Genomic DNA, 13,983 nt, shown 5'->3' with positions numbered 1-13,983 from the left:
GACGAGGCAGCCGTCTCAAGCCAACCTACGGGAATCGCCGTAGGTTAGGTCGAGCGCAGCGAAGCCCAACGATCTCCGCACTCAGCGCGCAAAAAAAGCCCCGGTCAGGCGAACCCGACCGGGGCTTTTCATTCCGCCTGGCGGCTTAGAACAGCACGCGGCAACGGATGGTGCCCTTGATGTTCTGCAGCTTTTCCTGGGCCAGGTCGGAGTAGTCGGCGTCGACGTCGATCACCACGTAGCCGACCTTCTCGTCGGTCTGCAGGTACTGACCGGAGATGTTGATGCCGCTCTCGGAGAAGACGCGGTTGATCTCCGACAGCACGCCCGGCACGTTCTGGTGGATGTGCAGCAGGCGGTGCTTGCCCGGGTGCGACGGCAGGGCCACTTCGGGGAAGTTGACCGAGGACACCGAGGTGCCGTTGTCGCTGTACTTGACCAGCTTCTCGGCCACTTCCAGACCGATGTTGGCCTGGGCCTCGGCGGTGGAGCCACCGATGTGCGGGGTCAGGATGACGTTGTCCAGGCCCCGCAGCGGCGAGACGAATTCGTCGTCGTTGGAGCGCGGCTCCACCGGGAAGACGTCGATGGCGGCGCCGATCAGGTGTTCGTCCTTGATGGCGGCGGCCAGGGCGTCGAGGTCGACCACGGTGCCGCGGGCGGCGTTGATCAGGATGCCGCCCTTCTTGATGGCGCGGATCTCGCGCTCACCCATCATCAGCTGGGTGGCGGGGGTTTCCGGCACGTGCAGGGTGACGATGTCGCTCATGCCGAGCAGTTCGGTCAGGGAGCCGACCTGCTGGGCGTTGCCCAGGGGCAGCTTGGTGATGACGTCATAGAAGAACACCTGCATGCCCAGGCCCTCGGCCAGGACCGACAGCTGGGTGCCGATGGAGCCGTAGCCGATGATGCCGAGCTTCTTGCCACGGATCTCGAAGGAGTTGGCCGCGCTCTTGATCCAGCCACCCCGGTGGCAGGAGGCGTTCTTGGCCGGGATGCCGCGCAGCAGCAGGATGGCCTCGGCCAGCACCAGCTCGGCGACCGAGCGGGTGTTGGAATAGGGCGCGTTGAACACGGCGATGCCGCGCTCGCGGGCGGCCTGCAGGTCGACCTGGTTGGTGCCGATGCAGAAGCAGCCGACGGCGACCAGCTTCTTGGCGCAGTCGAACACCTCTTCGGTGAGCTGGGTACGCGAGCGGATGCCGATGAAGTGGGCGTCGGCGATCTTTTCCTTGAGCTGGGCATCCGGCAGGGAGCTGGTGACGTACTCGATGTTGCTGTAACCCGCGGACTTCAGGATATCCACGGCGGACTGGTGGACGCCTTCCAGGAGAAGGAAGCGGATCTTGCTCTTGTCGAGGGAAGTCTTGCTCATCTGCGTTGAATCCAGAGTGTCCAGGGAGAAGGATGCCGGCGCGGCGCAGGCCAGGTCAGCCAGCGGCAAAGGGGTCGCTATCTTAGCATGAGCCACCGGATGCAGGTCCGGTTGCGACCTGAAGCTTTCTCAGGGCGACCATGAGCGCCTTGCGACCAGGACCGCGCCGCGGCCCCCGCTTTTGGTTAAGATCGTGGGCTCAAGATCGCCAGCAGACGTCACTCACCAGGAGCACCAGATGGCCTACCAGCACCAGTACCTCGATGGCACCAAGATCCACTTCCCCCTGGGCAAGGTCGTCTGCATCGGCCGCAACTACGCCGAGCACGCCAAGGAGCTGAACAACCCGGTTCCCACCGAGCCCCTGCTGTTCATCAAGCCGGCCAGCTGCGTGGTGCCGGTGGCCGAGGGTTTCGCCATCCCCACCGACCAGGGTTCGGTGCACTACGAGGCCGAGATCGCCGTGCTGATCGGCAAGCCGCTGTCGAAGAAGCCGTCGGCCGAAGAGGTGCGCGACGCCATCTCCGGCTTCGCCCCCTCCCTGGACCTGACGCTGAGAGAGGTGCAGAGCCGGCTCAAGGAGAAGGGCTATCCCTGGGAGATCGCCAAGAGCTTCGACGGCGCCTGCGTGCTCGCGCCCTTCGTGCCGGGCGATGCCTTCGAGGACCTGGCCGACATCCCGGTGCGCCTGACCATCAATGGCGAAGTGCGCCAGGACGGTAACAGCCGCGACATGCTCAATCCCATCCTGCCGCTGATCCAGACCATCGCCGGGCATTTCTCCCTGCAACCGGGCGACGTCATCCTCACCGGCACGCCCGTGGGTGTCGGACCGCTCAATGTGGGCGATGACCTGGTGCTGGAGCTGCCGGACGTTAGCCGCTTCGAAACGCGCGTGCTATAACCCCCGCCACCCACCGTCGCCTGGCCGGTGCCTGGCGACGGTGTGCCGGCATGGCCACGACGCTCTAGGCTGTGCCTGAAAGGTGCCTATGCTCGGCGACTTTGCAGACAAGCCATAACGAGAAGCCGCCCGAGCCCGCATGTCCAGACTCCCCCGCCTCATCCTGCTGCGCCTCCTCCCCGCCTTCGTCCTGCTGGTGCTGATCGTCCTCACCGTCGTCTGGCACTGGAACGACCGGGCACTGCTCTGGTGGCAGGAATACCGCACGTCGCCGGAAGTGCGCGCCCAGGCGGTCTGGCTGCCGGACTACCAGGCGGTGATCCAGGGCAAGCAACTGCCCGGCCTGGCCGAGGCCGAGACCTCCGACCTCACCTACGATCCCCGCACCCGCTCCCTCTTCGCCGTCACCGGCAGCACGCCCTACCTGGTGCAGCTGAGCCTGACCGGCGACATCCTCAGACGCATCCCGATCCGCAACGTCGCCAACCTCGAAGGGGTGACCGCCCTGCAGGACGGGCGCCTGGCCATCGTCGACGAACGCCAGCGGCGGCTGTCGCTGTTCAAGCTGGCCGACGACACCCAGGAGCTGGACGCCAACACCTTCGAGCACCACGACCTGGGCTTTCCCGACGCCGGCAACAAGGGCTTCGAAGGCATCGCCTGGGATCCACGGCATCAGCGCCTGATCCTCAGCAAGGAACGCGATCCGGCCGCGCTCTTCACCCTGGCCAGCGACGGCCACGGCGTCACCGGCAGCCTCCAGCCCTTTCCGCTGAAACAGCTGGTGATCGACTATTCCGCGGTGGCGGTCGATCCGCGCACCGGTCACCTGCTGGCGCTGTCCGACCAGTCCCACACCCTGGTGGAGCTGACTGCCGAGGGGCAACCGGTCAGCTTCATCAGCCTCAGAAGCGGCCTGCACGGCCTCAAGGCGACCATGGAGCAACCGGAAGGCGTGGCCCTCGACGAAGCCGGCAATCTCTACCTGATTGGTGAACCCAATCTCTTCCACGTGTTTCACAAGGTGTCCGCCGCGGCGCAATGAGCGCCTATTCAGCTTGAATTCAGGGTGGCGCCCTTAGGCTGCGCGGCATTACCGCCTCAGGACCCTGTCGATGCTTCCGCTGTTTTCCCCGCGCACCCTGGGCGCCCTGCTGGGCGGCGCCCTGCTGCTGGCCCTGACCCTGGCGGCCCAGCAGCACCGGCTGTTCGAGCGCCTCTGGTTCAACGTCCAGAGCCAGCTCCAGGCCGAGAGCCGCCAGGCCCGCTCGCTGTGGCTGCCGACCTACCGGGTCACCGTCGAAGCCCGTCCCATCGGCGAGGGCATCACTGACGTCTCGGCGCTGAGCTTCGATCCGGATCGCCGCACCCTGGTCAGCGTCACCAACAAACCGGCACGCTTTCTCGAACTGGACCTGGACGGCCGGCTGCTGCGCCAGGTGGAGCTCAGGGGCTTCAGCGATCCGGAAGCCATCGAGTACATCGCCCCGGGCGTCTACATGATCAGCGAAGAGCGCCGCCAGCGCCTGGTGCGGGTACGGATCGGCGCCGACACCCGGGTGGTGGACGTCGACGACCGCCAGGTCAGTCATCCCTTCAGCCTCAGCGACGTGGCAAGCGACAACCGCGGCAACGAAGGCCTGGCCTACGACGCGGCCCGCGAGCGCTTCTTCGTCGCCAAGGAAAGCGATCCGGTGCGCATCTACGAGATCGACGGCCTGGGCAGCGAAGCCTTCGAGGGCCTGCAGGCGCTATCGCTGCGCACGGACCCGCAGCGTGATCGCCGCCTGTTCGTGCGCGACCTCTCCAGCCTGCAGTTCGACCCCGGCACCGGCCACCTGCTGGCCCTTTCGGACCAGTCGCGCCTGGTATTGGAACTGGACGACGACGGCAAGCCGATCAGTTCGCTGTCGCTGCTGCGCGGCCAGCACGGCCTGAGCCGCAGCGTGCCCCAGGCCGAGGGCGTGGCCATGGACGACCAGGGCCGGCTCTATGTGGTCAGCGAACCGAATCTGTTCTATCGGTTCGAGAAGCCGTGAGGGTGGGGGCTATTGCTGAGCCATAGGCCTGCTCAGACAGCCCCCTCTCCCTTGGGGAGGGTTGGGGTGAGGGCGTGCCTGGCAACCAATCTTCAGGCGGCAAAGGCTGCGCCGTTCCCCACGCTACGCAGCCGGTGTTGGGCTTCGACGATGGAACGGTCTCAACCCAACCTACGGGAATCGCCGTAGGTTGGGTCGAGCGCAGCGAAGCCCAACAGACCGGACCGGTTTCACCCCAACCCAGCCCTCTCCCAGAGGGAGAGGGGCGGTCCAGCACGAGGCGCGGCTCTCATCGCCCTACTCCCCCTGCTCGAACAACTCCTCCAGATAGCGCCGTGCATTGGCCACGTAGACCTGGGCGTTGGCCGCCAGCTGCGCCTGCTGGGCGTCGCTCAGGGTACGCACCACCTTGGCCGGCGAGCCGAGCACCAGGGAGCCGTCGGGAATCACCGCGTTCTCGGTGACCAGGGCGTTGGCCCCCACCAGGCAGTTCCGCCCGATGCGCGCGCCGTTGAGCACCACGGCGTGGATGCCGATCAGGCTGCCGTCGCCGATCTCGCAGCCATGCAGCATGGCCTGGTGTCCGACGGTGACGCCGCGACCCAGGGTCAGCGGCGAGCCGGGATCGGTGTGCAGCACGGCGCCGTCCTGCACATTGCTGTCGGGGCCGATGTGGATCAGCTCGTTGTCGCCACGCAGCACCGCGCCGAACCAGACGCTGGCGCCCTCATCCAGGCGTACCTTGCCGATCACCGCGGCGGTGGGCGCGACCCAGCTGTGCGGATGGGCATCGACGCGGTGTTCTCCCAGGCGGTACTTCATGGCGGTCATCCTCGTGTTGTTAGGGTTGGCGGACACGCCGATTGTTCGCCAAGGCGAGCGGCGGGCGCAATCGGCAGCGACCGGTGTCCCCGACGTTGTTGCAAGTCATTCTCGACAGCGAAAGAATGCCGAGGGAACCTAGGTCCCTCGGGCTGCGACGAATGACCACGGCCACCGCGCTGGGAAAGCAGCCCGGCCTTTGCAAAGCTGGCTGCCGCTGACCGCGTAGCCCCCTGCACCAGCACCGTCAGCCATCCCGGCCCAGGCCGGTTTCCCGAGACCACCGGAATCTGCGAGCGCCCGATGCGTACCACCTGGAAATTCCTGCTGCCCCTCGCCGTCACCGGACTGCTGGCGCTGCTGCCGGCACCCGACGGCCTGCCCGCTCATGCCTGGCTGTACTTCGCCCTCTTCGCCGGCGTGGTGGTGGGGCTGATTCTCGAACCCCTGCCCGGCGCGGTGATCGGCCTGATCGGCGTGGCCCTGGCGGCCCTGCTGGCGCCCTGGGTGCTGTTCAGCCCGGCGCAACTGGCGACCCCGGGCTTTCGCGCGCCCCAGGAGGCGCTGAAATGGGGCCTGGCGGGCTTTTCCAACAACACCGTCTGGCTGATCTTCAGTGCATTCATGTTCGCCCTGGGCTATGAGAAGACCGGGCTCGGGCGACGCATCGCGCTGCTGCTGGTCAAGGCCATGGGCCGGCGGACCCTGACCCTGGGCTATGCGGTGATGCTGGCCGATCTGGCCCTCGCGCCCTTCACCCCGTCCAACACCGCGCGCAGCGGCGGCACCGTCTACCCGGTGATCCGCAACCTGCCGCTGCTCTACGACTCCAAGCCCAACGACCCCAGCGCCCGGCGCATCGGCTCCTACCTGATGTGGGTGGCGATCTCCTCCACCTGCGTCACCAGCACCCTGTTCCTCACTGCCCTCGCACCCAACCTGCTGGCCGCCGCGCTGATCGAGAAGACCGCCCAGGTACATATCAGCTGGGGCCAGTGGTTCATCGCCGCCGCGCCCATGGGCATCCTGCTGCTGGCCCTGCTGCCGCTGCTGGCCTACTGGCTGTATCCGCCGGAGATCAAGCGCAACGACCAGGTGCCGCTGTGGGCGGCCAAGGAACTGGCCGCCCTCGGCCCGCTGACGCGCGACGAGAAGCTGCTGCTGGCCCTGGTGATCGGCGCCCTGGCGCTATGGATCTTCGGCGCCGCCTGGGCCGATCCGGCCCTGGTGGGGATCCTGGTCATCGTGCTGATGCTGCTGCTGAAGGTCATCACCTGGGACGACGCCCTGGGCAACAAGGCCGCCTGGAACACCTTCGCCTGGTTCGCCACCCTGGTGGCCCTGGCCGACGGCCTGACCCGGGTCGGCTTCGTCGCCTGGTTCGGCCAGTGGGTCGCCGGCCACCTGGGCGGCTTCCATGCCGGCACCGCCATGGTGGTGCTGGTCACGGTGTTCTATCTCGCCCACTACCTCTTCGCCAGCTCCACCGCCCACACCACGGCGCTGCTGCCGGTGATGCTGGCCGCCGGCATGGGTATCCCCGGCATCGACCTGCCGGTGTTCGCCCTGCTGCTGGGCACCTCCCTGGGGCTGATGGGCATCATCACCCCCTATGGCACCGGGCCGAGTCCGGTGTACTACGGCAGCGGCTACCTGCCCAGCGCCGACTACTGGCGACTGGGGACGATCTTCGGCGCGCTGTTCCTGCTGGTGCTGCTGGGGATCGGGGTGCCATGGATCATGATGGTGGCGTAAGGGGGCAGGTTGGGCTTTAAGTGCCCAATGCCCAGGCTGTGGTGACCCTGGCGGATCGGCGTAGGTTGGGTTGAGCGATAGCGAAGCCCAACGCTTTGGGCTTGGGACTTTGATCAATGCCTAGGCGGATTACCAAGTGCTTTGATGGTTTTTGTTTCGCCCACCCGGGCGAGTCACTTTTGCCAATCGCGGCTGCGCGCCCCGGACAAAAGTAACCAAAACCGCTGTCCCTACGTTTCGGCACTCCGCTACGCTCCGGGTCCCCTTGCTCCGGCGCCGCTCCGGGGGCGCGGCACGAAGGGACTTCCTGCCCCTCGCGCCTTGCTCGGCGTCCTGCCTCGCATCCCCCTCCGCGACACCTACACTCGGCCTCTCTAACGGGGACGGGGCGCCAGCCTGAGACTGTGGTGATTACAAGCAGAGCCAGAGTGAGTCGTAGCGTGGAAAACCACGCAGCGTTTTCCACGCGACAGTCCTTCAACCACCGAAGCCCAGGCCCCTTGGAGCTCGTTCTTTATCGCGGCCACGCCGGTGCGCCGTAGCGACCGCTCCTACAGAAGCCAGATATCCCGTAGGAGCGGCCGCATCGGCGGACCGGCATGGCCGCGATTTCAGTGGTGTCAGAGCGTGGCGGCGTTTTCCACAAGTGAGCTTGGTCTTGAACAATGGACAAGGCTGCGCCGTTGTCCACGCTACGGGCTCTTCAACCAACACTTTCAGGCTGGCGAATCGCCCCGTTCAGGAGGGCGAACGCCAGTGTCGTGGAGTGGGGCGAGCCGCATGGATGCGGCGAGAGGTCCAGTGGGCCATGGACGGCCCATCTGGACCGACCCCGGAACGGCGCTGGCGTGAGCGGACCTGGAGCGAAGCGGAAGACCGGATGGTCGGGGCAAGCGTTTTTGCTTACTTTTTTCGCGACTGAAAAAAGTGAGTCGCCCGGGTGGGCGAAACAAGAGCCACAAGCAGACCACGATGAACAGCTAGGACACCATTAAGCCAAGGCACTTCGACCGACCTTCGCGATGTTGGGCTTCGCTACGCTCAGCGCCAACCTACGAATACCGATGTTCGAGATGGCTAGGCACCGTTGGGCTTCGCTATCGCTCAACCCAACCTACGCCACACTCCCCCAAAAATTTCCCCTCCCACCCGACCTTTTGCTTAGGGACCTAAGCATCCCTTCGGCGTAGAATCCACATCCTTAGTGTGCTTTCGATAACACCCGCAGAGGTCGTCATGTCCCACCGTATTCGCCATCCCGGTTTCGCCGCCAAGCGCCAGAGCGCCGAGCAGGCCGCGCAGTTCATCCGTCACGGCATGACCGTGGGCATGAGCGGCTTCACCGGGGCCGGTTATCCCAAGGCCGTACCCGGCGCCCTGGCCCAGCGCATCACCGCCAGCCACGGCGCCGGCGAGCCCTTTCGCATCAAGGTGCTGACCGGCGCGTCCACCGCACCTGAGCTGGATGGCGCCCTGGCGCGGGTCGATGGCATCGAGTTGCGGGTGCCCTTCCAGTCCGATCCGGAGTTGCGCAGCCGCATCAACGCCGGTGGCCTGGAGTACATGGACATCCACCTGGGCCAGCTGGCGGAAAAGGTCCGCTATGGCTTCTTCGGCAAGATCGACGTGGCCGTGGTGGAGATCGCCGCCATTCGCGAAGACGGTCTGCTGGTGCCCTCCTCCTCGGTGGGCAACAACAAGACCTGGCTGGACATGGCCGATGCGGTGATCCTCGAGGTCAATCGCTGGCAGCCCGACGCCCTGGACGGCATGCACGACATCTACACCGACGGTGCCTTGCCGCCTCACCGCACGCCGATTCCGCTGGCGCATCCCGGCGACCGCATCGGCTCGCCCTATCTCGAAGTGCCGCTGGACAAGGTGGTGGCCGTGGTGGAGACCGACGCCCCCGACCGCAACAGCCCGTTCAAGGCACCGGACGCCGCCTCCCAGGCCATCGCCGCGCACCTGCTGGACTTTCTCCGCTTCGAGGTCGGCCAGGGGCGCATCCCGGCCAACCTGCTGCCGCTCCAGTCGGGGGTCGGCAACATCGCCAATGCCTTCATGCAGGGCCTGGCCGAAAGCGAATTCGAGGGACTGACCGCCTTCACCGAGGTGATCCAGGACGGCATGCTGGAACTGCTCATCAGCGGCAAGATGGAGCTGGCCTCGGCCACCTCCTTCTCCCTGAGCCCGGCGGGCATCGAGCGCTTCGTCGAGCACGCCGAGTCCCTGCGCCAGCGCATCATCCTGCGCCAGCAGGGGGTCAGCAATCACCCGGAACTGGTGCGGCGGCTGGGCTGCATCGCCCTCAACGGCATGCTCGAAGCCGACCTCTATGGCAACGTCAACTCCACCCACCAGATGGGCACCGGGATGATGAACGGCATCGGCGGCTCCGGCGACTTCGCCCGCAACGCCTATCTGTCGGTGTTCATGGCGCCGAGCACGGCCAAGAACGGGCTGATCTCGACCCTGGTGCCCATGGTCAGTCACGTCGACCACACCGAGCACGATGTCGCGGTGATCGTCACCGACCAGGGCCTGGCCGACCTGCGCATGCTCAGTCCCAAGCAGCGCGCCCGGGCCATCCTCGACCACTGCGTGCACCCGAGTTTCCGTCCGGCGCTGGAGGATTACTTCGCGCGCGCCCTGGCCGGCAGCCACGGCAAGCACACCCCGCACCTGCTGCCCGAGGCCCTGGCCTGGCACGAGCGCTACCTGGTCACCGGCAGCATGCTCGGCCCCGCCGCCCAGGAAGCCCACGACTGAAAGGCAAGGCGCCCGAGGCCTCTCGGGCGCCCTTTCGCCCCGCCATCCCTGCCGTCCGTCGCCCATCTGCAACTAATTGTGACTTTTTGCCAGCGCGCTGTGTAAAAAGCTGCCTTGTCGGATTCCCAGCCGACATTCCGGGTGATAAAAGACGTGAAATCTCCGAGCAATGTCCTTGATCTGCAAGGGGCATTGCCGTTCGCGGTTGTTCTAACCCCGCCCCCTTTTGAGAGCTGCCACCGTGAAGATCTGTCATCAACTTGCCGGCCTGCTGCTGGCTGGCTTGGTCGGGCTGAGTCCGGCCGTCCTGGCCCAGACCCCACCGAAGGTCAAGGCCGCGGCGGCCGCCACCGCCCAGCGCCTGGCCTCGAACCACGCCCTGGTCGTCGACCTCAAGACCAACCAGGTCCTGTTCTCCCAGAATCCCGACCAAGTCGCCCCCATCGCTTCCGTGACCAAGCTGATGACCGCCATGGTGGTGCTCGATGCCCGGCTGCCGCTGGAGCAGACCATCGACATCGACATCAGCGAGAATCCGGCCATGCGCGGCATCTTCTCGCGGGTGCGCCTGGGCAGCCAGCTGACCCGTCGCGACATGCTGCAACTGGCGCTGATGTCCTCGGAAAACCGCGCCGCCACCAGCCTCGCCCACCACTATCCGGGTGGCCAGCGGGCCTTCGTCGCCGCCATGAATGCCAAGGCGCGCGCCCTGGGCATGAGAAACACCCGCTACGCCGAGCCCACCGGCCTGTCGCCGCTGAACGTCTCCACCGCGCGTGACCTGGTCACCCTGCTCAAGGCCACCGAGCACTATCCGCTGCTCGGTCAGCTCAGCACCACCCCGGAAAAGACCCAGGCCTTCCACAACCCCAACTATGTGCTGGGCTTTCGCAACACCAACCACCTGGTCTACAACGCCGACTGGAGCGTGCAGCTGACCAAGACCGGCTACACCGACAAGGCCGGTCACTGCCTGGTGATGCGCACCGTGATGGCCGGTCGCCCGGTGGCCTTCGTGGTGATGGACGCCTTCGGCAAGTTCACCCACATGGCCGACGCCACCCGCGTGCGCCGCTGGCTGGAAACCGGCGCGCTGAGCCCCCTGCCGGGCGCACCCAAGGCCGGTCGCAGCACGGTACTGGCGCGGCAGTGACGCCTACCTGAGCGAGTCCCGAAGCCGCGTTCCGACGCGGCTTTTTCATGCCCGGCGTTTTTCCACGGGTCGGATACGCGCCGCCTCGCCTGGCGGAATCGGCGGCGGACGACAATAGTTATCCCTGGCGCTGGAGACCGCAGTACCGGCTCGCTCACGCCCGTCCGTAGCTGAAGAGGTCGCCCCGATGAAGCCCTCCCTGTCGCGTCGTCAACTCCTGCATTGCGCCTGCTGCCTGCCGGTGGCCGCTGCCCTGGCGCCTCTCGCCCTGCCCGCCCTGGCCGCCCCGACCAAGGCCCATACCACCCTCACCGCCGAGCAGGCCCTGCAACGGCTGATCGACGGCAATCAAGACTTCATGGACGACCAGCCCCTGCATGGGGAAACCAATCGCAATCGTCGTCTGGAGATCGCCAAGGGCCAGACACCCTTCTGCGTCCTGGTGTCCTGCTCGGATTCGCGGGTCTCGCCGGAGCTGCTGTTCGGCCGTGGCCTGGGCGAGCTGTTCATCGTGCGCAACGCCGGCAATACCCTGGACACCACCGCGCTGGGCTCGGTGGAGTACGCCATCAGCCAACTGGGGGTGCCGCTGATCGTGGTGATGGGCCACGAGAAGTGCGGCGCGGTGGAGGCCGCGGTGGCGGTGGTGGAGCAGAACGCCCTCTATCCCGGCGCCATCGGCGCCATGATCGAACCCATCCTGCCGGCGGTGCTCAGCGCCCGCGCTGGCAATCCGCCGGACCTGCTGGAAGCGGCGGTGCGCAGCAACGTACAGCGCACCGTCAGGCGCCTGCGCGCAGCCTCCGAGCCGACCCTGCTGGCACCGCAACAGGACGGTCGGGTCAAGGTGGTGGGCGCCTACTACACCTTGGAGAACGGCCACGTGGACTTCTTCGACGCCTGAGGCGGGCACCCCGGACGTCGGGTGCGGTCTAGGCCTGTAACCCCAATCCGGAACGCCCCATGAGCAAAGACGCGATCGCCCACGAGTACTACGAGACGATCACCGGCCGCTGCTGGCTGGATGACGTGCGTGAATGGCGCCGCTTGCAGGCCGAGGCCCAGGCCGCCGCCGATCGCTACCTGGCCTGCCCGGAGGATCTCGAAGCGCCCGAGCGCCTGCGGCTGGAACAGGCATGGCGCGCCATCAATGAAGAAGCTGGCGCCTTCTGGCAGCGCATGTGGGCGAATCTGGATCGTCAGTGATCGGGCAGAGGCCCTAGCTGGCGGTAGCGAGCAGCGCCCGCAGGCCTTCGGGTACCAGCCGACAGGTGTCGTCGAAGGCATCGAGCGAGCGCCAGGTAGCCATGAAGGCCTCACCATCGCTCTCCTGGCCGGGCAGCTCTGCCTGCGCATAGAGGTGCCGATCGGCAAATTCGGCGGCGTAGACCAGCACCACCTCATGGCCCGGCCGCCCCGCGTAGCTGAACAGCGATTCCAGGGTGCCCAGCAGCCTTACCTCGGCCAGCTCCGCGCCCAGCTCTTCGCGGATCTCGCGCCGCACCGCCGCCTGGCTGGTTTCGCCGAACTCCACGCCACCGCCCAGGGGCCGACAGAAGCGCCGGCCATCGTGCGGGTCCTGCGTCTCACGCACCAGCATGCGCTTGCCCTGACGCAGCACGCAGAGCACCAGGACGCGGATCTGACCACTCATTACACCAGCCCTTCCGCCCTCAACTCGCTCTTGAGATAGGCGTAGTACACCGGCGCCGCCACCAGGCCCGGTAGACCGAAGGCCGCCTCGAACACCAGCATGGCCACCAAGAGTTCCCAGGAACGGGCGCTGATCTGGCCGCCGACGATGCGGGCGTTGAGGAAGTACTCCAGCTTGTGGATGGCGATCAGGTAGCCCAGCGCCGCCACCGCGACCCAGATCGACAGCGACAGGCCGGCGATGAAGATCAGGGTGTTGGACATCAGGTTGCCGATCACCGGCAGCAGGCCAAGGATGAAGGTGAGGATCACCAGGGTCTTGGCCAGCGGCAGATGGACATCGAACAACGGCAACACGCCGAGCAGGAAGATGCCGGTCAGGGTGGTGTTGAGCAGCGAAATCTTGATCTGGGCGAAGACGATGTTGCGAAAGGCCTGGGCCACCAGGCCGAGGCGCACCAGCAGCGCGCCGGACAGCGGGCGCAGGCGCTCGGGATCGGGGGTGGGCTGCAGCGCGACGATGGCGCCGAGGATCATGCCGATCAGCACGATGACAAAGGTCCGCGCCGCATCGCGACCGAACAGCTGCAGTTGCGCCACATGGGCGCGCACCCATTCCACCAGCTCCTGCTTCATGCTGTCGGCGTTGGCCGGCAGGTAGGCGTCCAGCGAGGGCGGCAATTGGGCACGGGCGCGCTCGGTGAGCACCATGAACTTGTCCAGCAGCCGCCCGGGGTTCTGCACCTCCTGGATGATGAAGCTGGTGAACCAGACGAAGAACAGCGTCAGCAGGCTCACCACCAGGGTGCCGAGCAGGGCCACGGCGAGCCAGCGCGCGCCGCCGCCGGGCAGATGGCGCTGCAGGCGCCCGGCCAGGGTGTTGACCAGTTCGTACACCAGCAGGCCGGCTAGCAGGCTGGGCAGGAGCTTGAGCGGGAGAACCAGATAGAGCGCGGTGAAGACGATGATCCAGCTGGCCAAGATGGCCTGGCGTTGCGTGAAGGCGTACATAGATTACCGGCGGCAGAATCCCTGCCCGCAGTCTGACAGTCTGCCGCCTCGCCGCCCAGCCTGGACAGCGAAGAAAGCCTGAGCCTCTGTTACCCGGCGTTACCTGACCGGTCCCCTTTCGACCGATTGCCTCAGCCGACCAGTTCGGCGGCGCAGACCCAGGCGCGGCCCTGGTGCTTGGCCGCATAGAGCTGCGCATCGGCAACGGTGATCAGGGCGGCCGGATCGACGACGGTCGGCGGTAGCGCGGTGGCTACGCCCGACCACCCGGCCGTCACGACCGCGCATGGGCGAGACGCTGACGAGGACGTCGATCAAGTGACCGTCGCGGTGCTGACGACGGGTCTCGAAGTGCGGCACCGGCTCGCCGCGGCCGATGCGCGCGAGCACCGACCACTCCTCGTGCTCCAGCTCGATGGGCACCACCAGATCGAGCTTCGTGGACGAAGCGCTCTTCCTCGTCGACGGGCACCCGGCGGATGAAGCCTATGCCACGGCC

Annotated in this window: 13 protein-coding genes and 1 pseudogene; 8 read left to right on the top strand and 6 right to left on the bottom strand. The window is 66.6% G+C overall.

What is annotated here, in order from left to right; all coding sequences use genetic code 11:
- Positions 1-145: 145 nt before the first annotated feature.
- Positions 146-1,375 carry a phosphoglycerate dehydrogenase gene (gene serA, locus RCF34_RS16285; RefSeq protein WP_308709096.1) on the bottom strand — a complete coding sequence of 410 codons (1,230 nt, stop codon included), beginning with the start codon at positions 1,373-1,375 and terminating at the stop codon, positions 146-148.
- Positions 1,376-1,613: 238 nt separating this feature from the next.
- Between serA and RCF34_RS16280 the strand changes: the two genes are divergently transcribed.
- The 3 genes from RCF34_RS16280 to RCF34_RS16270 all read left to right on the top strand — a co-directional run bounded on the left by RCF34_RS16280 (position 1,614) and on the right by RCF34_RS16270 (position 4,318).
- A complete protein-coding gene (locus RCF34_RS16280) occupies positions 1,614-2,279 on the top strand; it encodes a fumarylacetoacetate hydrolase family protein (protein WP_183633848.1) in 666 nt (221 codons plus the stop codon).
- 139 nt (positions 2,280-2,418) lie between these two features.
- Complete coding sequence (locus RCF34_RS16275; RefSeq protein ID WP_308709095.1) at positions 2,419-3,324, top strand: SdiA-regulated domain-containing protein; 906 nt, start codon at positions 2,419-2,421, stop codon at positions 3,322-3,324.
- A 70-nt stretch (positions 3,325-3,394) separates the two neighbouring features.
- A complete protein-coding gene (locus RCF34_RS16270) occupies positions 3,395-4,318 on the top strand; it encodes an SdiA-regulated domain-containing protein (RefSeq protein WP_308709094.1) in 924 nt (307 codons plus the stop codon).
- Positions 4,319-4,615: 297 nt separating this feature from the next.
- Here the strand turns inward: RCF34_RS16270 and RCF34_RS16265 are convergent, their stop codons facing one another.
- Positions 4,616-5,140, bottom strand: coding sequence for a gamma carbonic anhydrase family protein (locus RCF34_RS16265; protein WP_017639990.1), 525 nt, complete (start codon positions 5,138-5,140; stop codon positions 4,616-4,618).
- Positions 5,141-5,443: 303 nt separating this feature from the next.
- Between RCF34_RS16265 and RCF34_RS16260 the strand changes: the two genes are divergently transcribed.
- The 5 genes from RCF34_RS16260 to RCF34_RS16240 all read left to right on the top strand — a co-directional run bounded on the left by RCF34_RS16260 (position 5,444) and on the right by RCF34_RS16240 (position 12,026).
- On the top strand, positions 5,444-6,895 hold the full coding sequence (locus tag RCF34_RS16260; RefSeq protein WP_308709093.1) for an anion permease: 1,452 nt from the start codon (positions 5,444-5,446) through the stop codon (positions 6,893-6,895).
- Positions 6,896-8,131: 1,236 nt separating this feature from the next.
- A complete protein-coding gene (locus RCF34_RS16255; protein WP_308709092.1) occupies positions 8,132-9,667 on the top strand; it encodes an acetyl-CoA hydrolase/transferase family protein in 1,536 nt (511 codons plus the stop codon).
- Between the two features lie 241 nt (positions 9,668-9,908).
- Positions 9,909-10,820 (top strand): D-alanyl-D-alanine endopeptidase, encoded by a 912-nt coding sequence (gene pbpG, locus RCF34_RS16250; protein ID WP_037006760.1) that lies wholly within the window; start codon positions 9,909-9,911, stop codon positions 10,818-10,820.
- A gap of 187 nt (positions 10,821-11,007) precedes the next feature.
- The gene (locus RCF34_RS16245) at positions 11,008-11,724 is read left to right on the top strand and encodes a carbonic anhydrase (RefSeq protein WP_308709091.1); all 717 of its coding nucleotides are present in this window, start codon (positions 11,008-11,010) and stop codon (positions 11,722-11,724) included.
- Between the two features lie 59 nt (positions 11,725-11,783).
- Complete coding sequence (locus tag RCF34_RS16240) at positions 11,784-12,026, top strand: hypothetical protein (RefSeq protein WP_308709090.1); 243 nt, start codon at positions 11,784-11,786, stop codon at positions 12,024-12,026.
- 13 nt (positions 12,027-12,039) lie between these two features.
- On the opposite strand, the gene RCF34_RS16235 is transcribed toward RCF34_RS16240, so the two are convergent.
- The 4 genes and pseudogenes from RCF34_RS16235 to RCF34_RS16220 form a co-directional block, all read right to left on the bottom strand.
- On the bottom strand, positions 12,040-12,474 hold the full coding sequence (locus tag RCF34_RS16235; protein ID WP_308709089.1) for an NUDIX domain-containing protein: 435 nt from the start codon (positions 12,472-12,474) through the stop codon (positions 12,040-12,042).
- The gene (locus RCF34_RS16230) at positions 12,474-13,484 is read right to left on the bottom strand and encodes an AI-2E family transporter (protein ID WP_231355805.1); all 1,011 of its coding nucleotides are present in this window, start codon (positions 13,482-13,484) and stop codon (positions 12,474-12,476) included. The genes RCF34_RS16235 and RCF34_RS16230 overlap by 1 nt, the downstream gene beginning before the upstream one ends.
- A gap of 131 nt (positions 13,485-13,615) precedes the next feature.
- A complete protein-coding gene (locus RCF34_RS16225) occupies positions 13,616-13,762 on the bottom strand; it encodes a GGDEF domain-containing protein (RefSeq protein ID WP_308709505.1) in 147 nt (48 codons plus the stop codon).
- A gap of 43 nt (positions 13,763-13,805) precedes the next feature.
- Positions 13,806-13,874 (bottom strand): annotated as a pseudogene (locus tag RCF34_RS16220) (hypothetical protein); the annotation flags it as partial.
- Between the last annotated feature and the right edge of the window lie 109 nt (positions 13,875-13,983).

Origin of the sequence: Pseudomonas sp. 102515 (genome assembly GCF_031085165.1) — a bacterium.
In the GTDB taxonomy this organism is placed as follows: Bacteria; Pseudomonadota; Gammaproteobacteria; order Pseudomonadales; family Pseudomonadaceae; genus Chryseomonas.
The sequence above is the reverse complement of the archived record's forward strand: the minus strand, read 5'-3'. Positions and strand labels throughout refer to the sequence as shown.

Excerpts from the sequence above, each read along its gene's own strand:
- serA (WP_308709096.1), bottom strand. The coding sequence starts at position 1,375 with ATGAGCAAGACTTCCCTCGACAAGAGCAAGATCCGCTTCCTTCTCCTG.
- RCF34_RS16280 (WP_183633848.1), top strand. The coding sequence starts at position 1,614 with ATGGCCTACCAGCACCAGTACCTCGATGGCACCAAGATCCACTTCCCC.
- RCF34_RS16275 (WP_308709095.1), top strand. The coding sequence starts at position 2,419 with ATGTCCAGACTCCCCCGCCTCATCCTGCTGCGCCTCCTCCCCGCCTTC.
- RCF34_RS16270 (WP_308709094.1), top strand. The coding sequence starts at position 3,395 with ATGCTTCCGCTGTTTTCCCCGCGCACCCTGGGCGCCCTGCTGGGCGGC.
- RCF34_RS16265 (WP_017639990.1), bottom strand. The coding sequence starts at position 5,140 with ATGAAGTACCGCCTGGGAGAACACCGCGTCGATGCCCATCCGCACAGC.
- RCF34_RS16260 (WP_308709093.1), top strand. The coding sequence starts at position 5,444 with ATGCGTACCACCTGGAAATTCCTGCTGCCCCTCGCCGTCACCGGACTG.
- RCF34_RS16255 (WP_308709092.1), top strand. The coding sequence starts at position 8,132 with ATGTCCCACCGTATTCGCCATCCCGGTTTCGCCGCCAAGCGCCAGAGC.
- RCF34_RS16245 (WP_308709091.1), top strand. The coding sequence starts at position 11,008 with ATGAAGCCCTCCCTGTCGCGTCGTCAACTCCTGCATTGCGCCTGCTGC.
- RCF34_RS16240 (WP_308709090.1), top strand. The coding sequence starts at position 11,784 with ATGAGCAAAGACGCGATCGCCCACGAGTACTACGAGACGATCACCGGC.
- RCF34_RS16235 (WP_308709089.1), bottom strand. The coding sequence starts at position 12,474 with ATGAGTGGTCAGATCCGCGTCCTGGTGCTCTGCGTGCTGCGTCAGGGC.
- RCF34_RS16230 (WP_231355805.1), bottom strand. The coding sequence starts at position 13,484 with ATGTACGCCTTCACGCAACGCCAGGCCATCTTGGCCAGCTGGATCATC.